Source organism: Azospirillum sp. TSH64 (assembly GCF_003116035.1).
GTDB lineage: Bacteria > Pseudomonadota > Alphaproteobacteria > Azospirillales > Azospirillaceae > Azospirillum.
This window is the reverse complement of the sequence record NZ_LGQW01000015.1, coordinates 1593828-1614117: the sequence shown is the minus strand read 5'-3', so window position 1 is coordinate 1614117 and position 20290 is coordinate 1593828. Positions and strand designations below refer to the sequence as shown.

The 20290-nt window shown below is 70.6% G+C and carries 23 protein-coding genes; 13 read left to right on the top strand and 10 right to left on the bottom strand.

Features of this window, described 5'->3' with window-relative positions:
- Positions 1 to 65: 65 nt before the first annotated feature.
- From TSH64_RS08900 to TSH64_RS08885, 4 genes are all read right to left on the bottom strand, one after another.
- The gene (locus TSH64_RS08900) at positions 66 to 1136 is read right to left on the bottom strand and encodes a YihY/virulence factor BrkB family protein (protein WP_109096440.1); all 1071 of its coding nucleotides are present in this window, start codon (positions 1134 to 1136) and stop codon (positions 66 to 68) included.
- A 12-nt stretch (positions 1137 to 1148) separates the two neighbouring features.
- A complete protein-coding gene (locus TSH64_RS08895; protein ID WP_109096439.1) occupies positions 1149 to 1976 on the bottom strand; it encodes a DUF3618 domain-containing protein in 828 nt (275 codons plus the stop codon).
- A gap of 98 nt (positions 1977 to 2074) precedes the next feature.
- Positions 2075 to 2728 carry a YjbE family putative metal transport protein gene (locus TSH64_RS08890; protein WP_109096438.1) on the bottom strand — a complete coding sequence of 218 codons (654 nt, stop codon included), beginning with the start codon at positions 2726 to 2728 and terminating at the stop codon, positions 2075 to 2077.
- Between the two features lie 199 nt (positions 2729 to 2927).
- Positions 2928 to 3527 carry a HupE/UreJ family protein gene (locus TSH64_RS08885; protein ID WP_109096437.1) on the bottom strand — a complete coding sequence of 200 codons (600 nt, stop codon included), beginning with the start codon at positions 3525 to 3527 and terminating at the stop codon, positions 2928 to 2930.
- Positions 3528 to 3782: 255 nt separating this feature from the next.
- On the opposite strand from TSH64_RS08885, the gene TSH64_RS08880 reads away from it, so the two are divergent.
- The 6 genes from TSH64_RS08880 (at position 3783) to TSH64_RS08855 (ending at position 10007) form a co-directional block, all read left to right on the top strand.
- Entirely contained in the window at positions 3783 to 4964 is a 1182-nt protein-coding gene (locus TSH64_RS08880) for a nickel-dependent hydrogenase large subunit (protein WP_247872824.1), read from the top strand.
- A 76-nt stretch (positions 4965 to 5040) separates the two neighbouring features.
- On the top strand, positions 5041 to 6084 hold the full coding sequence (gene hypB / locus TSH64_RS08875; RefSeq protein ID WP_109096435.1) for a hydrogenase nickel incorporation protein HypB: 1044 nt from the start codon (positions 5041 to 5043) through the stop codon (positions 6082 to 6084).
- A 17-nt stretch (positions 6085 to 6101) separates the two neighbouring features.
- Complete coding sequence (locus tag TSH64_RS08870) at positions 6102 to 6338, top strand: HypC/HybG/HupF family hydrogenase formation chaperone (RefSeq protein WP_109096434.1); 237 nt, start codon at positions 6102 to 6104, stop codon at positions 6336 to 6338.
- 44 nt (positions 6339 to 6382) lie between these two features.
- Complete coding sequence (gene hypE / locus TSH64_RS08865; RefSeq protein ID WP_109096433.1) at positions 6383 to 7429, top strand: hydrogenase expression/formation protein HypE; 1047 nt, start codon at positions 6383 to 6385, stop codon at positions 7427 to 7429.
- 133 nt (positions 7430 to 7562) lie between these two features.
- Positions 7563 to 8285 carry a sugar transferase gene (locus TSH64_RS08860; protein WP_247872823.1) on the top strand — a complete coding sequence of 241 codons (723 nt, stop codon included), beginning with the start codon at positions 7563 to 7565 and terminating at the stop codon, positions 8283 to 8285.
- Positions 8286 to 8579: 294 nt separating this feature from the next.
- Positions 8580 to 10007: a S41 family peptidase gene (locus TSH64_RS08855; protein WP_109096432.1), complete on the top strand. Its 1428-nt coding sequence runs from the start codon at positions 8580 to 8582 to the stop codon at positions 10005 to 10007.
- Between the two features lie 12 nt (positions 10008 to 10019).
- Here TSH64_RS08855 and TSH64_RS08850 read toward each other — a convergent pair whose 3' ends face one another.
- The gene (locus TSH64_RS08850; protein ID WP_109096431.1) at positions 10020 to 10784 is read right to left on the bottom strand and encodes a 4'-phosphopantetheinyl transferase superfamily protein; all 765 of its coding nucleotides are present in this window, start codon (positions 10782 to 10784) and stop codon (positions 10020 to 10022) included.
- 103 nt (positions 10785 to 10887) lie between these two features.
- On the opposite strand from TSH64_RS08850, the gene TSH64_RS08845 reads away from it, so the two are divergent.
- From TSH64_RS08845 to TSH64_RS08830, 4 genes are all read left to right on the top strand, one after another.
- Entirely contained in the window at positions 10888 to 11868 is a 981-nt protein-coding gene (locus TSH64_RS08845; protein ID WP_109096430.1) for a phosphoribosylaminoimidazolesuccinocarboxamide synthase, read from the top strand.
- A 14-nt stretch (positions 11869 to 11882) separates the two neighbouring features.
- On the top strand, positions 11883 to 12836 hold the full coding sequence (locus TSH64_RS08840; protein ID WP_109096429.1) for a D-2-hydroxyacid dehydrogenase family protein: 954 nt from the start codon (positions 11883 to 11885) through the stop codon (positions 12834 to 12836).
- Between the two features lie 115 nt (positions 12837 to 12951).
- Complete coding sequence (locus TSH64_RS08835) at positions 12952 to 13629, top strand: phosphatase PAP2 family protein (protein WP_109452438.1); 678 nt, start codon at positions 12952 to 12954, stop codon at positions 13627 to 13629.
- 96 nt (positions 13630 to 13725) lie between these two features.
- Positions 13726 to 14220, top strand: a complete 495-nt coding sequence (locus TSH64_RS08830) for a hypothetical protein (protein WP_109096428.1) — start codon at positions 13726 to 13728, stop codon at positions 14218 to 14220.
- A 49-nt stretch (positions 14221 to 14269) separates the two neighbouring features.
- Here TSH64_RS08830 and TSH64_RS08825 read toward each other — a convergent pair whose 3' ends face one another.
- The 4 genes from TSH64_RS08825 to exbB are packed head-to-tail and all read right to left on the bottom strand — an operon-like array spanning position 14270 to position 17865.
- Positions 14270 to 15541 (bottom strand): PepSY-associated TM helix domain-containing protein, encoded by a 1272-nt coding sequence (locus TSH64_RS08825; RefSeq protein WP_109096427.1) that lies wholly within the window; start codon positions 15539 to 15541, stop codon positions 14270 to 14272.
- A 43-nt stretch (positions 15542 to 15584) separates the two neighbouring features.
- A complete protein-coding gene (locus TSH64_RS08820; RefSeq protein WP_109096426.1) occupies positions 15585 to 16454 on the bottom strand; it encodes an energy transducer TonB in 870 nt (289 codons plus the stop codon).
- Positions 16451 to 16879 carry a TonB system transport protein ExbD gene (gene exbD, locus TSH64_RS08815; protein ID WP_109096425.1) on the bottom strand — a complete coding sequence of 143 codons (429 nt, stop codon included), beginning with the start codon at positions 16877 to 16879 and terminating at the stop codon, positions 16451 to 16453. Before exbD ends, TSH64_RS08820 begins: the two co-directional genes overlap by 4 nt.
- Before the next feature lie 5 nt (positions 16880 to 16884).
- Positions 16885 to 17865, bottom strand: a complete 981-nt coding sequence (gene exbB / locus TSH64_RS08810; protein WP_247872822.1) for a tonB-system energizer ExbB — start codon at positions 17863 to 17865, stop codon at positions 16885 to 16887.
- Positions 17866 to 18236: 371 nt separating this feature from the next.
- Here exbB and TSH64_RS08805 point away from each other — a divergent pair, with 371 nt between their 5' ends.
- From TSH64_RS08805 to TSH64_RS08795, 3 genes are all read left to right on the top strand, one after another.
- A complete protein-coding gene (locus tag TSH64_RS08805) occupies positions 18237 to 18491 on the top strand; it encodes a hypothetical protein (protein ID WP_109096424.1) in 255 nt (84 codons plus the stop codon).
- A 76-nt stretch (positions 18492 to 18567) separates the two neighbouring features.
- The gene (locus tag TSH64_RS08800) at positions 18568 to 19338 is read left to right on the top strand and encodes an SDR family NAD(P)-dependent oxidoreductase (RefSeq protein ID WP_109096423.1); all 771 of its coding nucleotides are present in this window, start codon (positions 18568 to 18570) and stop codon (positions 19336 to 19338) included.
- Positions 19335 to 19796 (top strand): nuclear transport factor 2 family protein, encoded by a 462-nt coding sequence (locus tag TSH64_RS08795; RefSeq protein WP_109096422.1) that lies wholly within the window; start codon positions 19335 to 19337, stop codon positions 19794 to 19796. The genes TSH64_RS08800 and TSH64_RS08795 overlap by 4 nt, the downstream gene beginning before the upstream one ends.
- Here the strand turns inward: TSH64_RS08795 and TSH64_RS08790 are convergent.
- Positions 19744 to 20286: a DUF3833 domain-containing protein gene (locus tag TSH64_RS08790; protein WP_109096421.1), complete on the bottom strand. Its 543-nt coding sequence runs from the start codon at positions 20284 to 20286 to the stop codon at positions 19744 to 19746. The two genes, TSH64_RS08795 and TSH64_RS08790, sit on opposite strands and share 53 nt — an antisense overlap.
- Between the last annotated feature and the right edge of the window lie 4 nt (positions 20287 to 20290).

Sequence of the window (20290 nt, the reverse complement as noted above, 5' to 3'; positions counted from 1 at the left end):
CGGCGACCATAGCGCGCGGCCGCCGGCTTGCCAAGAGAGATTTGGCCAAGGGAACGCGTCCGCGGCTAGCTCGCCTTGCGCTCCCCCACCGTGTCGGCGACATAGGCGTCGCGCTGGCCCAGCGGCCGGGCCGGACGGCCGTCGCGGTCGGTGGTGTCGCGGGCGGTCTGGTGCTCGATCTCCGCGTTCAGCTCCGCCCCCAGCAGCACGACGTAGGAGGTCAGGTTGAACCACAGCAGCAGGACCACAACGGCGCCGACCGAACCGTAGGTCTCGTTGTAGCTGCCGAAGTTCGACACATAGATGGAGAAGCCGAGCGAGCCCAGCAGCCAGACGACCGTCGCCATCGCCGAACCCCAGCTGACCCAGCGCCATTTCGGCTCCCGCCGGTCGGGGGCGTAGCGGTAGAAGACGGCCAGCGCCAGCATGATCGTCACCGCCAGGATCGGCCAGCGTGCAAGGCTGGCGATCCAGCCGATGGGCGTGTCCTGTAGCCCGATGATGTTGATGGCGGCGGGGACGGCGATGATCATCGCCATGGCGAGGATGACGAACAGCAGCCCGGCCACCGTCAGCCCCATCGACAGCGCCGCCAGCATGAGGAAACCGCGCGTCTCCTTCTCGCCGTAGGCGATGTTCAGCGCCGACACCATCGAGTTGGTCCCGCGCGAGGCGCTCCACAGCGTCAGCATCAGGCCGAAGATCAGGCCGAAGCCCAGCCCCTGCGACGGTGCGGTCGCCACCTTGCGCGCCTGGTCGCTGACGATGCTGAGGGCTTCGGGCGGCAGCAGGCTGCCCAGCTGGTTCAGCTGGCTCTCGATCGTCGACGGGTCGGCGACGAGGCCATAGATCGACACCAGCGCCGCGATGGCCGGGAAGATGGCGAGCAGGGCGTAATAGGCGACGCCGGCGGCCAGCATCGACACATTGTCCTTGCTCTGCTCGTCCCACACCCGCAGCAGGATGTCCTTCCAGCCTTTCTTGGGAATCTCCGACGGGCTGTCCGCCGACCGGCCCCGGCCGTCGCCGGCATTGGCCCCGTCATTGGCGCCATGCCCGCCGCCATGCTGCCCACCGTGTTGCCGGTTCACCCGGTTGCGGTGCTCGTAATAATGTCGGCGGCTCAGCCCCAGCATCCTCCGCCCTCCTCAGGCCACGGCTTCGCGGAGCGCGCCGACCCGGTGCCGCGCCGTTTCCAGGGCGTGGAACTGGGCGCCGATTGCGACCTGGAGATGGTCGTCCGGCGCATCGCGCAGGGCGTCACGGAACAGCGCCAGCGTGCCGTCGAGCCCGCTTTCCAGCCGGGCAAGCAGGTCGCCGCGGGCACCCGGTCCGCCGGCCCCGGTGATCACGCTGCGGGCGCTGGCCTCAGCCAGCCCGTGCATCGGCGACCAGACGCGCCCACCGTCGCCGGCGGTCTCGATCCAGCCGCCGCCCTGCCGCAGTTCGGCATCGAGCGCCACGGCGCTGCGGTCGAGCTGGTCGGCCAGTTCCTGCAGGCGGCCGGACAGCGACGGGTCGGCGATGGTCATGTCGGCGCGGCGGAAGGCCTCGGCCCCGTCGCGGCAGGCGCCGGTCAGGTCGGTCAGCAGATGCCGGCTGCGCGGGTCGAGCTGCCGGCCATTGGGGGCGTAATCGTCGAATTCGGTGGTGGAGTCCGGCGTGCGGGCGACCGCCACGGCGAGCCAGAGGGCGCCGACGCCCATCAGCGCCACCGGAATCGGGTTGGCGCGCACGGCGCGGGCGATGCGGCCGGACAGTCCGTCGCCGCCGCCCTGGATCACGTCGCGCACCACCTGCACCACACCGCCGGACATCTGGCCGGGCGACAGGCGGAACTCGATCTCGTCGATCACCGAATCCATGCGGGCGCGGATCGACTGGATCTCGTGCTCGATCTCTTCCGGGCGGCGGCCCTGGGGCGCTGTCGTGTCGGGAGGAGCGGCGGACGGAATGGCGTCGTTCTGATGGGTCATGCCGGGCGTCTCCTGTGGGGGCTGCCGGCTTGCAACACCATCGAAGGCCGATTGTTCCGGTCCCGCCCGCCTCGCCCCCTGCGGGTCAACCCATAAGGTCAGCCGATAATCTGGGCGAAGGCCATCACCTCAATGCTGCCCTGCCAGATCATGCGGACGGCGACATAGACGATGACCAGCAGTCCCAGATAGGCGATCCAATGGAAGCGGTTCAGCAGCCGCGCGATCACGCTGGCCGCCGCCCCCATCAGCGCCACCGACAGCAGAAGCCCGATGGCCAGCACCCAAAGATGCTCGCGCGCCGCACCTGCCACCGCCAGCACATTGTCGAGCGACATCGACACGTCGGCGACGATCACCTCCCAGACGGCGGTGCGCACCGACTTGCCGCCGCCGGCCGGGGCTGCGGTCCCGCCGTCGCCGGCCTCATCGCCGTCGGCGACCAGCGCCGCAGCCTGGGCCTCCTCGCGCTGGCTGCGCAGTTCGCGGAACAGCTTCCAGCACACCCACAGCAGCAGCAGACCGCCGGCCAGCGTCAGGCCGATGATGTCCATCACCTTCGTCGCCGCCAGCGCGAAGCCGATGCGCAGCACCACCGCGGCGGCGATGCCCCAGAAGATCACGCGGGCCCGCTTTTCCCGCGCCACCCCGGCGGCGGCCATGCCGACGACGATGGCGTTGTCCCCGGCCAGCACGAGGTCGATGAAGACCACCTGGCCAAGCGCGATCAGTTCGGGAATCAGCGAGTCCACGGGCGGTCCGTCGATTGTCGGTGGAGGGGGGGCGGGCGGGGACGATCCGCCCTATAGCGCGTGAACGCGCAGCGGCGCAACGTCGTCACCCGGCCGGGGTAGAAAATGTCGCGGGGCCCACAACGCCGAAGGGCCGGACGGTTTCCCGCCCGGCCCTTCCATCATCGATTGGCCATCTTGGGCGAACCGGTGGCGGCGCTCAGGCCAGCGCCACCAGGGCCACGCCACCGAGGCCGATGGCGGCACCCAGCCCGCGCAGGGCCAGCGCGCCCGTGCCGCCGCGGACGATGCCGCGCAGCGACAGGGCGGCGCCGACGCCGGCGCCATGCAGGAGCGCGGTGGCGAGCGCGAAGCCCAGGCCGTAGAGCAGCGGCTGTGCCGCCTCCGGCATCTCGGCGCCATGGGCATGGCCGTGGAACAGGGCGAAGGCGGAGACCACGACCAGCGAGACCGGCAGCGACAGGCGCGACTGCGCGGCGATCAGGGCGCCCAGCGCGATCACCGACCCGGCGATCCCTAGCTCCACCGCCGGCAGCCCGATGCCGGTCATGCCCAGCAGGCCGCCGCCGATCATGGCGGTGACGAAGGCCGTCGGCAGCGCCCACAAGGCGGCACCGCCGCGCTGCGCCGCCCACAGCCCGACCGCCACCATCGCCAGCAGATGGTCCCAGCCGCCCACCGGATGCAGGAAGCCGTGGGCGAAACCGGCGTCATGGGCGCCGAAGGTGTGGGCGTCGGCGACCGCGGGCAGCACCAGCCCGGCCAGCAGGACGGCCGAGGCGAGAGGGAAACGTTTCATGGACCAGCATCCTCTGATGTCGTGTCGCGCCCATCGGATCATGCCGTCCCGGCTTTCCCGCCCGACGCAGGGGAAACCGGACGGTGTGGCGCGGTTGGGGCGAAGTGTAGCAGAAAGCGCCGGCCCGGCCATGGCCGAGACAGCGCTCCCACCCCGCCGGATCTACGTATTTTGACGCAGGTCAATGAGTTGCACCCCCGATCCGTCAGGATGCGATCCGTTAACCCCCGGCAGATGCCGCCCCAGGAACCTTCGATGTCCACCCCCACGCTTCCCGGAGAAGGTTCGGTGTCCGTCCGGCTGTGGCTGGACAACGGTCGGGAGGGCATGACCATCCGCCGGGCCGAGGTCGCCACCCGCCGCCCGCGCGCCGTCGCCGCCCTGGTCGGCCGCAGGGCGGAGGAGGCGGCGCGGCTGGCGCCCCTGCTGTTCAGCCTGTGCGGCAGCGCCCAGGGGCTGGCCGTCGCCCGCGCCTGCGAGGCGGCGCTGGGACAAGACGCAAGCGCCCATGACGCGGCGCGCGGCCTGCTGGCCGATGCGGAGGCGCTGGACAGCCATGGCTGGCAGGCGGTGGTCGAATGGCCGGCGCGCCTGGGCGTACCGCCGCGGCCGGCGGCCCTGCGCGAGCTTCGGAGCGCGGCGTCCGCCGTCCTGCCGGCGCTCTATCCGGCCAAGGATGGGCTGCGCCCCGGCGGCGGCATGCTGCGGCCGGACGTGGCGGCTCTGCGCGACGCGCTGGACCGGGTGGCCGGCTGGCTGGAGGCGACGGTCTTCGCCGGACCGCCACCGCGGGATGCCGACGAGCTGGCCGATTGGGCGGCGCGCGGCGGCACGGACGCGGCACGGCTGGCCGCCCGGCTGCTGTCGCCGAATCTGGCCGGCTGGGGCGCCTGCGGCGTGCCGCTGCTCGGCGAACGGTCGCCCGGCTGGTTCGCGGCGGCGCTGGCCGGCGATCCGGGTTTCGCCACCACCCCCCGCCGCAACGGTGCCCCGGCCCTGACCGGCCCGCTGGAACGGCAGGCCGACCACCTGCTGGTCGCCTCGGTGACGGAGCGCTTCGGCGACGGGCTGGCCCGGCTGTTCGCGGCGCGGCTCGCCGATCTGGCGGAATTGCCGCGGCGGATGGAAAAGACCATAGCCGCGCTTCGGCCGACCGATCCGGCCGCCACCGGCTCCTGCGGTCCGGGCGAGGGCTGCGGCGTGGCGGAGACCGCGCGCGGGCGGCTGGCACACTGGCTGCGGTTGGACGGGGACGGCCGCCTGGCCGATGCTCGCATGGTGGCGCCGACCGACTGGAATTTCGCCGCCGACGGCCCGCTGGCGCGCGGCCTCGCCGGAGCGGCGGTGCGCGACCGTGACGATGCGGTGGAGCGTGTGCGGCTGCTGGTCGCGATGCTGGATCCCTGCGTCGCCTGCGGCATAGACGTACACGAATGACGAGCGCTTGCCGAAGCCCGCAGGCAAGTCGATGATGGGCGGGCGTCTTGCGGATGGAAGAGTGGGAGAGGGCGTGATGTGCACGGTTTGCGGATGCGGCGAAGGCGAAACCCGGATCGACGGCAAGGCCGCCGATGCCGATCATGAGCACATCGGCCCCGACGGAAAGGTCTACCGCCACCGCCACGGCGACACGCATCCCCATGCCCACCATCACCATGACGACACCCACGAGCATGTCGCCCCCGACGGCACGGTGTTCCGCCACAGCCATAACGATCATGGGCATGAGCACGGGCACGACCATGGGCATCACCACGACCATGGCCACGTCCACCATCATCACGCCGCCCATGACCATGACCATGCCCACCACCGCCCCGACCGGCCGGACGCCATCGACGGCGGCGCGGCGCTGAACCAGCCGCGGCTGATCACCATCGAACGCGACATCCTGGCGAAGAACGACGGGCTAGCCGCCGTCAATCGCCGCCGCTTCGCCGAGCGCGGCGTGTTCGTGCTGAACCTGATGTCCAGCCCCGGCTCGGGCAAGACGACCCTGCTGACCCGCAGCCTGACCGATCTGAAGGGCCGGTTCCCCGTCGCGGTGATCGAGGGCGACCAGCAGACCAGCTTCGACGCCGACCGCATCCGCGCCACCGGCACTCCGGCGGTGCAGGTCAACACCGGCAAGGGCTGCCACCTCGACGCCTCGATGGTGGCGCAGGCTGCCGACAAGCTGGCGGCCGACGGCCAGTTCGCCGAGGATGGCGTGCTGTTCGTCGAGAATGTCGGCAATCTGGTCTGCCCCGCCGGCTTCGACCTGGGCGAGACCCACCGCGTCGTCGTGCTGTCGGTGACGGAGGGCGAGGACAAGCCTTTGAAATACCCGGACATGTTCGTCCGCGCCGACCTGCTGGTCGTCAACAAGATCGACCTGCTGCCCCATCTGACCTTCGATGTGGAGAGGATGATCGGCTATGCCCAGCGCCTCAACCCGTCGCTGGCGGTGATCCAGCTGTCGGCCACCACCGGCCAAGGGCTGGAGGACTGGTACGACTGGATCGCCGACGGGCTGGCCGAGGCCCGCGCGTCCCATACCGCCACCGCAGCCGTCTGACCGGGGGGATCGCCGCCATGTGCCTTGCCGTCCCAGCATTGGTCACCGCCCTGTTGCCCGACGACCGCGCCACCGTCAGCCTGGGCGGCGTCACCTCCACCTGCTCGCTGGAGCTGGTGGAGGGTGTCGCCGTCGGCGATTACGTGATCGTCCATGTCGGCTACGCCCTGTCCCGCCTGGACGCGGAGGAAGCCGAGCGAACGCTCGCTCTGTTGGCCGAAGTCGCCCAGGCCGAAGCCGAAGCCTCGGCCTGACGCCCCTGCCCTCCACACACCCGCCGACCACCCGGACCCCCGCCATGACCGACCGCCGCCTCTTCACCCGCAAGCTCGACATCGCCCGCGGGGCGGTGGACATGACCCACGGGTCGGGCGGCAAGGCGATGGCGCAGCTGGTGCGCGAGCTGTTCGCCGCCGCCTTCGCCAACCCGTATCTCGACCAGGGCAACGACCAGGCCGCCTTCGACGTGCCGGGCGGGCGCATGGTGATGACGACCGACGGCTTCGTCGTCTCGCCGCTGTTCTTTCCCGGCGGCGACATCGGCTCGCTGGCCGTCCATGGGACGGTCAACGACGTCGCCATGGCGGGTGCCGTGCCGCTGCACCTGACCGCCGGCTTCATCATAGAGGAGGGCTTCCCCCTCGCCGACCTGAAGCGTGTGGTCGACAGCATGGCCGCCGCGGCGCGCGAGGCCGGGGTCGCCATCGTGTCGGGCGACACCAAGGTGGTGGAGCGCGGCAAGGGCGACGGCCTCTTCATCACCACCACCGGCATCGGCATGGTGCCGCCCGGCGTCTCCCCCTCCGGTGACCGGGCGCGGCCCGGCGACGTCATCCTGGTCAGCGGCACCATGGGCGACCATGGCGTCGCCATCATGTCGACCCGCGACAATCTGGGCTTCGAAACGGCGATCCTGTCCGACAGCGCCGCGCTGAACGGGCTGGTCGCTGCGATGGTGGCGGCGGTGCCGGACGTGCATGTGCTGCGCGACCCGACCCGCGGCGGGCTGGCGACGACGCTGAACGAGATCGCCCACCAGTCCGGTGTCGGCATGCGGCTGCGCGAATCCGACATTCCGGTGCGGGCGCAGGTGACGGCGGCCTGCGAATTGTTGGGACTCGACCCGCTTTACGCTGCCAACGAGGGTAAGCTGATCGCAATCTGTGCCGAGGAGGAGTGCGACCGCCTGCTCTCCGTCATGCGCGATCACCCGCTGGGACGGGACGCCGCCTGCATCGGACGGGTGGTGGAAGACTCCCACCGCTTCGTTCAGATGGAGACCCGTTTCGGCGGCCGCCGGATCGTGGATTGGCTGACCGGAGAACAGCTTCCCCGTATCTGCTGATACGTACCGGCGGGCTAACCCGCTGTTTCCAAACAATCGGTCCCATTGGCGGGACCCCTTTCGCGCGCTGGCCGTTGCCTCTCTCGGATGGTCCTATGCTCTGACCAGAGACGTTCAGCGACGAGAGATTACAATGGCGTTGTCCAACATCGCTCTTTTGGGCGCTCCCCGTCTGGACCCCGGCCGGATGGCCGGGACCCGGTCGGCGATGCAGGCGATGGACCGGCTTCCCGGTTGCCCTCCCCTGCACCGGCACCGCATCAAGCGCGCCTTCGACATCGTCGGCGCGCTGGGGCTGCTTGCCGTTTTCGGACCGCTGATGCTGGTGTTGGCCTGGATGGTGGCGCGCGACGGCGGACCGGCGGTGTTCGGCCACCGGCGCGTCGGCGCCGACGGGCGTTCCTTCACCTGCCTGAAGTTCCGTTCCATGGTGGTCAATTCGGCCGAGGTGCTGGAACGGCTGCTCGCCACCGACGAGGAGGCGCGCGCCGAATGGCTGGCGACGCGCAAGTTGCGCAACGACCCGCGCATCACCCCGGTCGGCCGTTTCCTGCGCAAATCGAGCCTGGACGAGCTGCCGCAGCTGGTCAACGTGCTGCGCGGCGACATGAGCCTGGTCGGTCCCCGCCCGATCATCGACGACGAGGTGTCCTACTATCACGCCTGCTTTCCCTTCTACACCCGCTGCCGCCCCGGCCTGACCGGGCTGTGGCAGGTCAGCGGCCGCAGCGACGTCGATTACGTGCGCCGCGTCCAGCTCGACACCGCCTATGTCGTCGGCTGGAACTTCTGGGCCGACATCGGCATCATGCTGCGCACCGTGCGCGTCGTGGTGAAGGGCAGCGGCGCCTACTGAGCGCCTCTCCCCAGGTCCTTTAGCGTCCCCACCCTCCGAAAGCACTCGTCCGTTCGCGCCGGTCGTGCGTCCCATCGGGGCGCGCGACATCGCTGTTTGTGCATCCTATGTCAGGACTCCGCTCCATCGTGCGGTTCGGCCGTTCCACCCCCGGCATGCCCTCTTGCCGAAATCGGGTGGACTTTGAGAATGGGCGAACGACGTGCTAGGGTCGGGGCAACCGGCGAAACCCTGGTATAGTGAACGATGCGTGCAAGACCGCCGGCCGGATCGGCCAGTCAAGAGGGTCCAAGGATGGCGAAGCTGCTGGCTGCCCTGCTGCTGATGATGGTGGCGATCGGGCCCGCCTGCGCCGTGGCGCCCACCAGCCGTGCCGACACCGTCGCGGCGCTCGACCGCTACCGCACGGACTTCGCGAAAATCCGCGGCTACGGCTCGCTGTCGACCGCCGACCGCAATTACGTCCTCTTCTCCGACGCCATGCGCCGCGTCCTGACGGAGCATGTGAAGCCCTTCGATCCGCAGGTGCTGATCGACAAGGCGGAAGACGGGCTGAAGAAGAAGAAGGCGGAGAATCCGAAGGCCAGCGACCGGCTGTTGACCGAGGCGGCGCTCGACAGCATGCTGGGCTCGCTCGATCCCTATTCAAGCTTCCTCGACGCCGAGCGCTACCGCTACCTGCGCGAACAGACGCAGGGCGAGTTCGGCGGGCTGGGCATCGAGGTGACGATGGACGAGGAGAGCGGCCTGATCAAGGTCGTCTCCCCCATCGACGGTTCGCCCGCCGCCCGTGCCGGCCTGCGCAGCGGCGACCTGATCGCCCGCATCGACGATGTGGCGGTGAAGGGGCTGAACCTGCACGACGCCGTCGCCCGCATGCGCGGGCCCGTCGGCAGCTCGGTTGCCCTGTCGATCCGCCGCCCGCCGGCGACCGACGCCAACACCCGCGTCTCGCTGACCCGCGCCATCGTCAAGATCCAGCCCGTCCGCTACCGGCTGGAGGGCAACGTCGCCTATGTCCGCATCGCCACCTTCAACCAGTCGACCTCCTCGGCGCTGGATGCGGCGATCGAGGACATGCGCCGGCAATCGAAGGGCCGGCTTACCGGCGCCGTCATCGACCTGCGCAACAACCCCGGCGGCCTGCTGGAGCAGGCGGTGCAGGTGGCCGACCGCTTCCTGGAGACGGTGGACATCGTGTCCGTCCGCGGCCGGGATCCCGAGGAATCCCGCACCTACCGCGGCACCGCCGGCGACCTGATGGCCGGGCTGCCGGTGGTGGTGCTGATCAACAGCGGCTCGGCCTCCGCGTCGGAGATCGTGGCCGGCGCCCTGCAGGACCATCACCGGGCGCTGCTGTTCGGCTCCCGCTCCTACGGCAAGGGCTCGGTGCAGACGATTTCCTCGCTCAGCGTCGACACCGGCATCCGGCTGACCACCGCCCGCTACTACCGCCCGTCGGGCGCGCTGGTGGACTGCTTCGGCGTCTCGCCGAACCTGGAGGTCAAGCCGACCCACGGCAGCACCGAGGAAACCCACCCCGACCCGGCGACCTGCGACCCCAACGCCCCGGTCCCGCCGAAGGCGCAGGTGTGGATGGCGCAGGACATGTGCCCCGACGTGATGGACAAGGCCCCCAAGCCCGACGACGACCGCCCGCTGGAATGCGCCGTCTCCGCCATCCGCAACCGCCTGACCGGCACGCTGGCCGGGGGAGAGTGAGGTAGGGTCTCCCTACCCCGCGAACCCCACATCGATCACCCTGGTCTCCACGGTCCAGCCGGTGCCATGCGCCGCGATGGCGGCGATGGTGCCGGGGAGCACCCGGCGGTCGAACAGGCTCCAGTCCGCCGGCAGGCCGACATCGCCGCGCAGATCCTCGCCGATCTCCAGCAGGGCCGGCGGCGCGTCCGGCCTCACCTCCACCGCAAACCGGTCGAGCGGCATCGACAACCCGACGCCGGCCGCCTTGATGAAGGCCTCCTTCCGCGTCCAGGCCAGCAGGAAGCCCTCGTCCCGCCGCTCCGGCCCCAGCCCTTGCAGCGCTGCGCGCTCGGTGACGTGGAAGAAGCGGTCGGCGATGCCGTCGGCGCTCTCGATCCGACGAAGCCGCTCGATGTCGACGCCGATCCGCCCCTCCGCCGCGACGGCGATGGCAAGGCTGTCCTCGCTGTCGCTGAGGTTGAAGGCCGGGCCGCCGGGCAGCGACGGCTTGCCGTGCGTCCCATAGTCGAAGACCAGCCCCGCCGGATCGCGGCCGGTGCAGCGCCCCAGCAGCAGCCGCAGCAGCCCGCGGCGCAGGATGAAGCGGTCGGTCAACCGCTCCATCAGGAAGCGGTCGGCGCGCTCCACCTCGTCGGCGGACAGCAGGGCGCGCATCGCCGCCTTCTGTCCGGACAGCCGGGTGAGATCGGCGAACCAGACGCGGACGACTCCGGGCGTCAGGACATAGTCGCCGGCAAGCTCAGGATCCGGCATTTCGATGGTCCCGTCATGCATCGGACAGCGATCCTCCCTCCTAAATTAGCGTCCTGGCTCCGGCAGGGGTTTCGGGTATCATGCGCGCCTCTCGCATCCGCCCCTGCATCCGGACCAGGATCCCATGGTTGACACCGCCCTGCTCGCCCCGCATCTGACCAACGTTCTTCGCGACGCCTTCATCCCGGAGCTGCCCAATCATTACCGCGGCAAGGTGCGTGAAAACTACGACCTTCCGGACGGCAGGCGCATCCTCATCACCACCGACCGTCTGTCGGCCTTCGACCGCGCCCTGACCGCCATCCCGTTCAAGGGGCAGGTGCTGACCCAGACCGCCCGCTTCTGGTTCGAGGCGACGAAGGACATCTGCGCCAACCATGTGCTGGAATACCCGGACCCCAACGTGGTGGTGGCGAAGCGGCTGACCATCATGCCGGTCGAGGTCGTGGTCCGCGACTATATGGCCGGCACCACCGGCACCTCGATCTGGTCGATGTACAAGCAGGGCCGGCGCGAGATGTACGGCCACATCTTCCCCGACGGACTGCGCCAGAACCAGAAGCTGGGCACCCCGATCATCACGCCGACCACCAAGGCCTTCGACGCCGGCCATGACGAGGAGCTGACGGCGACCGAGATCGTCGAGCGCAACCTGCTGACCCGCGCCCAGTGGGACGAGGTGTCGGACAAGGCGCTGGCCCTGTTCGCCCGCGGCCAGAAGATGGCGGCCGAGCGCGGCCTGATCCTGGTCGACACCAAGTACGAGTTCGGCTTCGACGCCGACGGCAACATCCTGCTGGCCGACGAGATCCACACCCCCGACAGCTCGCGCTACTGGTTCGCCGGCAGCTATCAGGAGCGGTTCGAGGCCGGCGAGAAGCCGGAGAGCTTCGACAAGGACTTTGTTCGCAACTGGGTCGTCGCCCGCTGCGATCCCTACACCCAGGACGTTCCGGAGATCCCCGCCGAAGTGGTTCTGGAGGCCGCCCGCGTCTACATCGAAGCCGGCGAGACCATCACCGGCCGCCCGTTCGAGGTGCCGGCGACCGCCGTCCCGGTGCTGGACCGCATCCGCGCCAATCTGGCGCCCTACTTCACCAAGTAAAGGGGACGGGCTCCATGCGCATCGCCATCCTCGACGACTATCAGGGGGTCGCCCGCGACCTCGCCGACTGGTCGCAGCTTCCGGCGGGAAGCAGCCTGACGGTGTTCGAAAAGCCGCTCGGCGATGAGAACGCGGCGGCTGTGGCGCTGGAGCCCTTCGACGTGCTGGTGATCATGCGGGAACGCACGCCGTTCCCGGCCTCCCTGATCGGGCGGCTGCCGAACCTCAGGCTGCTGATCACCACCGGCGCCCGCAACAACGCCATCGACCTGAAGGCCTGCGCCGCCCGCGGCATCCCGGTCTGCGGCACCCGCATGGTCGGCGCGCCGACGGCGGAACTGACCTGGGGCCTGATCCTGGCGCTGGCCAAGCGCATCCCGGCCGAAGAGCGGGCGCTACGCGAGGGCCGCTGGCAGACCGGCCTGACCGGCGATCTCGGCGGCAAGCGGCTGGGTCTGGTCGGGCTGGGCAAGCTCGGCAGCAAGGTCGCCAGGGTCGGCCAGGCCTTCGGCATGGAGGTGGTGGCCTGGAGCCCCAACCTGACCGACGAACGCGCCGCCGAGGCCGGGGTGACCCGTGTGGAGAAGCGCGCGCTGTTCGCCACCTCCGACGTGGTCAGCGTCCATCTGGTGCTGAGCGAGCGCACCCGCGGCGTGGTCGGGGCCGAAGAGATCGGCGCGATGAAGCCGACCGCGCTGTTCGTCAACACCTCGCGCGCCGGGCTGGTGGACGAGGTGGCGCTCACCCATGCGCTCTGCCATGGCCATATCGGCGGCGCTGGCATCGACGTTTTCCCCATCGAGCCTCTGCCGAAAGACAGCCTTTGGCTTGACCTTCCCAACACCGTGCTGACGCCCCATCTCGGCTACGTGACGCGGGAGAATTATGCGGTGTTCTACCGCGACGCCCTGGAGGACATCCTGGCCTGGACGGCCGGCTCACCGGTGCGGCTTCTCTCTCCCGCCTGAACGGCAACCGGGATGGAGGGTGCGGGTGAACCGGAACGAAGCGGTCGGAGGGGGCGGTAGAAACGGGTTCGGCAAAAACGGGTTCTGGGCGAATCTGAGCCGGCACCGGCTGGGCATGCTCGTCAGCCTCTCGGTGATCGCCGGCCTGCTGTTCGGCTTCGTCGAACTGGCCGGCGAGGTGATGGAGGGCGAAACCACCGCCTTCGACAAGCGCATCCTGATGGCGCTGCGCGATCCGCTGAACCCCGACCAGCCCGGCGGCCCCTGGTGGCTGGCCCGGGTGGCGCGCGATATCACCTCGCTCGGCAGCACCACCATCCTCGCCATCCTGACCGTCGCCACGCTGGGTTTCCTGCTGCTGCTGCACAAGCGGGCGGCGGCCCTGCTGGTCCTGGTGTCGGTCGGCGGCGGCGGAATGCTCAGCACCGTGCTGAAGATGCTGTTCGACCGCGCCCGCCCCGATCTGGTGCCGCATGGCGACGAGGTGATCTCCGCCAGCTTCCCCAGCGGCCATGCCATGCAGTCGGCCGTCGTCTACCTGACGCTGGGCGCCCTGCTGACCCAGTTCGTCGAGGGCCGGCGCACCAAGGCCTATCTGCTGACCTGGGCGATGGTGCTGACCCTCATCATCGGGTCGAGCCGCGTCTATCTCGGCGTCCACTGGCCGACCGACGTGCTGGCGGGCTGGAGCGTCGGCGCCGCCTGGGCGGCCTTCTGCTGGATGATCGCCGAGTGGCTCCAGCGACGCGGAGCGGTGGAGCAGGACCGGCCGGAAGCCACCGCCGGGCGCTGATCCGGGTGCGCCGCACAAAAGGTTAACAAGCGGGTTGAATAAGCTCGCTTGCCGACCGATAGTGTCGGCCCTAACCCTTTTGGATCGGGCCGCACCATGCCCCAGGGCACTCTCGACCGCGAAACCCTCGAAGCCGTCGGCGTCCTCGCCCGCGCGGTGGAGCGCGAGCGGGTGCCCGGCGTCCTGGAATGCCGCCTGCTCGCCAACGCCCTGAAGCGGACGCTGGACAGCGGCCGGGAGAACGAGTTGACCGAGGCGTCGCGCGTGTTCCGCACGCTCGACGCCGAGCTGCGCGAGCGTATCGTCGCCCGCGCGCGGGTGGAGGCGCAGCAGGCCCGCGTCCAGGCGAAGACGGCGGAGACCGCAGGCATCGATACCAGCCGGGATGTGGTGACGCAGGAGATCCCGGCATTGCCGGCCCGGATCGTTGCCGAACCGAAGGGCCGCGCCGGCACCAATTTCCTGGCGGCCCTGAACGGCCTGCGCCCGGCCGCCACCGCCGGCAGCCGCGGTGCCGCACGCGACCGCCTGCGTGCCGCCGTCGACTCCCAACGGCGGGTGGGCAAGCGGATGGAACCGACTTTGGATTGAGGGGCGGGGTTGAAGGGCGGACGGGCGCCGTCAGCGGGCGCCCCTCCCCTTACTCCGCGGCCGCCAGCGCTGCCACGCGCTCGGCGTTCTTGGCCCGGCGGGCCTTGCGCTTCAGCCACCACATCAGCGTGCCGGTGACGGCGAACAGCGGCGGCAGGATGCCGGACAGGAAGACCGCCCATTTCCACAGCGGCCCCAGCCCCTCGCCGGCATGCAGCGGGCGCTGCCACGCGATGACCGTCTCGCCGGCACTGTAGCCTGCCGGGTCGCGGATCTCGGCCACCTGCGCGGTCCAGGGATCGACGAACACCGTGGCGATGGGGGCGCCATCGGCCTGCCCGGCCGGGGCGAGACCGATCCGGTACGCCTGATCCGGCCGCGCCGGCGGCGAGACGGAGCGCAGGGCCGCCCCCGGCATCGCGTCCTGCGCCAGGGCGACCGCGCGGTCGACGTCGATGGGGGTGGCGCCCTTCACCGGCTGGACCGTCACCGCGGCACGCAGGTCGCGGGCCGGCAGAACCGACGACACGCCGGCCCCCAGCGTCTGCGGAAACGCGAGATAGACGCCGGAGAAGCTGACGATCACAAAGACCAGCAGCGACCAGATGCCGACCGCGCCATGCAGGTCGCGGTGCAGGCGGACGCCGCGGGCGCCGGCCTTGACGGTGAAGGCGGCCTTCCAGCGGCCCGGCCGCGGCCACCACAGGACGAGGCCGCTGACGCCCAGCACCAGCATCGCCACGCCCAGCCAGCCGACCAGTTCACGGCCGCTGCGGTCGCGGATCAGCAGGTTGCCGTGCAGAATGTGGACCGTGCGCAGGAAGCCGCCGGACGCCTGCGCCGGGTTGGCGCCGCCGCTCACCACCAGCGACACCGGATCGATGCTGAGCATGCCGACCGGTCCACCCTGCGGCGCCGGAGCGCCCTGGAGAGCACCTTGAGCAGCACCCTGCGGCCGTTCGCCACCCCGTTCGCCACCCCTGTCACCGCCGCGCGCGGCGACGAGGCGCACCGTGGCCGGACGGCCCGGCTCTTCGGGCAGGACCAGGAAGCCCGGCTGCGTCCCGGCCGGTGCGGCGGCGCGCGCGGCGGCCAGGATGGCGGACACCGGCTGCATCGGACCGTCGGTCGGAGCGCCGGACACCTCCCGGGCCGGCGCGTCGCCGGTCAGGCTGCGCAGCTCCTCGTCCACCACCAGGATGGACCCGGTGATGCCGAGGACGACCAGAGGCAGGCAGAGGATCAGCCCGACCCACAGATGGATGTTCTGAAGCGTGCGGTACCACAGGCGCTGGCTGCGCGGCTTGCTGGCGTTGGCCATGGGATGGGCTCTGACGGGAGAAGGCGGTTGGACGGGCAGCGGGTCAGCGGATGAAGAACTGGACCGGAACCACCAGCTCGATGCGGTCCTTCGCCATCTCCTCCGGCGGGGCCGGCAGGGGGGAGGCGCGGCGGACCATCTCCACCGTCTCCTCGTCCAGCGAGCTGACGCCGGAACTGCGGTCGAGCTGGACCGACAGGACGTTGCCCTCGCGGTCGATGGTGAAGCGGACTTGGGCAACACCTTCCTGCCGGCGGGCCTGGGCGGCGCGCGGGTAGCGCTTGTGCCGCTCCAGATGGCTCAGCAGCCGGCCCTGCCAGCTCGGCACCGCCCGGCTGGGCGCGGCCGACGGCGCCGGGGCCGCCGGGGCGGGCGCCTGGGCCGGTGCAGGCGGTGCAGCCACCGGGGCGGGCTGCACCGGCTGGGCGACCGGACGCGGCGGCTTCGGCTTCTCCGGTTTGGGTTTTTCCGGTTGGGGCTTGGGCGCCTCCTTCTTCACCTCGGGCTTGGGCTTCGGCGGGTCGGGCGGCGGCTTGGGCAGCACGACCTCCGGCTCGACCACGGGGGGCGGCTCGGGCGGCGGGGGCGGTTCCTCGACGACCGGTTCGGGCTCGGGTTCGGGCGGCGGCGGTTCGATCACCGGCTCCGGCATCGGTTCCGGCAAGGGGATATCGATGGCCGGCGTCGGTTCCGGCGGGGCCACCGGCAGCGGGGCGAGTTCCAGCAGCACGGCCGGCGGTTCGGCGTCGGACGGCATGATCGGCACATGCCAGGCGACCATCGCGACACCGGCCGCGGCATGGACGCCCAGTGCAACCATCAGGCTGCCGCCCCAGCGGAAGGCTCCCCGCCCCGGCCGTTCCCCGTCGCCAGCGGACCAGTCGGCGGGACCATGGTCGAAGGCGGCACTCATGGCGTCGGCGCCGATTCCAGCCCGACGAGGCCGATCTTCAGGTAGCCGGCGCCGCGCAGGCTGTTCATCACCTCGGTCAGGGCGCCGTAATCGACGGTCTTGTCGGCACGCAGGAAGACGCGCTGCGTCTTGTCGCCGTTGGTGGCGGCGTCCAGCGCCGCACCCAGCGCTTCCTTCGTCGTCGCGGTTTCGCCCAGCGACAGCGTCTTGTCGGCCTGGATGGTCAGGAACAGCGGCTTGTCCGGCCGCGGCGTCGGTGTCGCGGTGGAGGCGGGCAGATCGACCGGCACATCCACCGTCGCCAGCGGTGCCGCGACCATGAAGATGATCAGCAGGACGAGGACGACGTCGATGAAGGGCGTGACATTGATCTCATGGGTTTCGGTCAGATCGTCTTCGTTGCCGGAGCCGAGGCGCGCACCCATCGCCGTTACTCCGCCGCACGGGAATTGCCGTGGGCCGGAACGGCATGGCCCGCCACGGCGTGGCCCTGCACCGCATGGGGGCGCGGCAGGGCATGGCGGTCGATGTCGCGGCTCAGCAGGCGCAGCACGGCGGCCGACGCGTCGGTCAGCTGCGCCTTGTGCCCGCCGATGGCGCGGCTGCAGGCGTTGTAGACCACCACCGCCGGGATGGCGGCGACGAGGCCGATGGCGGTCGCCAGCAGCGCCTCGGCGATGCCCGGGGCGACGACGGCGAGGTTGGTGGTCTGCGCCTTGGAGATGCCGATGAAGCTGGTCATGATGCCCCACACCGTGCCGAACAGGCCGATGAAGGGGCCGGTCGAGCCGATGGTGGCGAGGATGCCGGTGCCGCGCGCCATGCGCCGGCCGGCCGCCGCCTCGATCCGCTCCAGCCGCGAGGCGGCGCGGTCCATCAGCCCGTCGCGCGACGGCGCATCGGCCGACATGTGGGTCTCCGCCAGCACCGCGCGGACCAGCGCGCCGGCGGTGCCCTGGCTGAAGCCGACCCGCTCCGCCGCCTGCGACAGCGACCGCGCCTCCTCCAGCATCTCCAGCGCCGCCCGCGCCTTGCGCTTGGCCGAGGTGACTTCCGCGGTCTTGGCGATGGCGATGGTCCAGGTGACGACCGAGGCGAGGGCCAGACCGACCATCACCGCCTGCACCACCGGGCTGGCCGTCACGAACATGCCCCAGGGCGACAGGTCGTGCGGCAGCGACGCCAACGCCGCCGCGGCGTCCGGCACGCCCTGCGCCGCTCCCTGGGCCGCCCCCTGAGTTACCGTTGATGCCGCCCCTTGCGCCACACCCTGAACCACCCCCGGCCCGACCGCCGGCACGGCGGCGGCGGGCGCGGCAGCCTCCTGCGCCCGGACGGCGCCGGCCATCAGCGCCCCGGCGCCGGCAAGGGCGGCGGCCAGGACAGGACGGTGGCGAAACGATGTCGGCATGGCGGTCCAACTCCCACTCGGCGCGTGCCCCGCACGCGCACTGCAAAAAACCCGATGGCGCTCCGGAGCAATGGACCCGAAGCAGATACCCCACCGCGGTTATAGTGCGAATGAGTCGCACTCGCACTGAAAATCGACCGCGCCCAGCGGGGATTCAGTCGTTTTTTGTGGGAATTCGCCATCGTCGGACCATGCTTTTGTTGGTCTGGCGAACCATTCCGAAGCCACTGATGGCGGCCGCGACCGCTGAGTGCGAATAAGTCTCACTACCATTGTTCCGACCCGCTGTCGCGAAGAATCTCGACGCACCGCAACCTTCTGGCGCTCCCGCCGGTTGAACCGCCCATGGAACAGCGCCAGGGAGACGGCCGATGACCCGGGTTTCGGTGGTGGAGGAGAGGGGCAGCTTCCGTCTGGTGGCCGGCGACGGCCGCTTCGCGGTGGTGGAGGCGCGGGCGGGACAGGTGTTCGGCCTGCCGGACGATTCCGGCGGCGGCCGCGACGGTGCCGCGGACACGCCCGACGGCATGGCCTCGGTCGCCCATTGGACCGGAGAGGAGGAAGCCCGCGCCCTGATGCGCGACCTGTCGGAGCGCGGCGACCGGCTGGCCCGCCAACTCCGGTGATCCAGCGCAGCCTTGGCTGCGTACCGCGACGGCTGAACCGCGCGGAGCGCACGCCATGGACGGTACGGGCAGTGACATGAGCAACGGCACGGACGGGAGTTCGCAGGGCGTCACCTGGATCACCGGGGCCGGCAGCGGCATCGGCCGCGCGCTGGCGATCCACCTCGCCAATGCCGGGGCGCGGGTGGCGCTGTCCGCCCGCACCGTCGAGGATCTGACGACGGCCATCCAGATGGTCCCAGACCGGATGCGCATGTTCCCGCTGGACGTGACCGACCGCAAGGCGACCGCGGCCACCGTCGCCGCCATCGAAAGCTGGATGGGTCCCATCGACCGGGCGGTGCTGAATGCCGGCACCCACAGCCCGATGTCGCTGGAGGATTTCTCCGCCGACACCGCCCGCCGGTTGATGGAGGTCAACTATATGGGTGTCGTCCATGGGCTGGAGGCGCTGCTGCCGCGAATGCGGGCGCGTGGGCGCGGACAGCTGGCGGTGGTGGCCTCGGTCGCCGGCTACCGCGGCCTGCCGACGGCGGCGGCCTACGGCCCGACCAAGGCGGCGCTGATCAACCTGTGCGAATCGCTGAAGCCCGACTGCGACCGTGCCGGGATCAGGCTTCAGCTGGTCTGCCCCGGCTTCGTCGATACGCCGCTGACCGCCCGCAACAGCTTCCGCATGCCGGACCTGATGCCGGTCGAGGATGCGGCACGGGAACTCGCCGACGGGTTGGATGGCGACCGGTTCGAGATCGCCTTTCCCCGTCGCTTCACCCGCAAGCTGAAGCTGGCGCGCTGCCTGCCCTATCGGCTTTACTTCCCCCTGGTCCGCAAGGCGACGGGAGCATGACGGACGACGCCAGAAGCCAGGGGCTGGACGCCTGGGCCGACTTCTTCGAGCATCTGAGCCTCGACACGCTCGACCGGCTTGCCGCGCTGACGGTGCCGGAGGTGCGGTTCCGCGATCCCTTCAACGACGCCCGCGGGCGCGATGCGGTGCACGCGGTGCTGGTCCACACGCTGAACGGCTGCCGCGACCTGCGCTTCACCGTCACCCACCGGCTGTATGCCGCCGATCTGGCGATCCTGCGCTGGCGGTTCGAGGCGACGGTGACCGGCATCGGCCGCATGGACGTCATCGGCACCAGCGAGGTGCGGCAGGCCTCCGACGGTCGGGTGGCCGAGCACATCGACCATTGGGACTCCGGCGAGCATGTCTATCTGCGCCTGCCGCTGCTGGGCGCGCCGCTGCGCCTCATTCGGCAGCGGCTGGGGGGACGGAAGCCTGGCGCGTCTCCGCCGGACTGACGGCGCCGGGCCGCCCCAACCGGCCTTCCGGCAGGAAGAACAGGCTGACCGTGCCGATCCACAGGCCCCAGCGATAGACGTTCGCGCGGTTGATCAGCGCATCGCCCGGCTGCAGCCACATCCAGTCGTCGAAGCGCACGCGCCAGCGGTCGTTGCCAACCTTCAGCGCCATCTCGTAGGTCCAGTTCAGCGCATTGCCGGCCGACCGCCCCACCGCCGTACCGATCACGTCGTCGGCCAGCCCCTCGTAATGGCCCTCAGCCGTCCTGGCGATGCGCCAGACCCGGCGCTCGGTCTCGCCGTCGGCATAGAGGAAGCGTTCGTCCAGCACCAGTTCCCGCCCATCCCACTCCCCGTCGATGGCAACGGTGAAGCTGCGGCGCAGGGTGCCGAAGCGGTCCTCGAACACCCCCCAGGCATGGGTGCGACCGGCGAAATACTGCTCGATCCGCAGTTCGGGCGCGTTGGCGGCGAAATCCTCGATCTTCATCGCA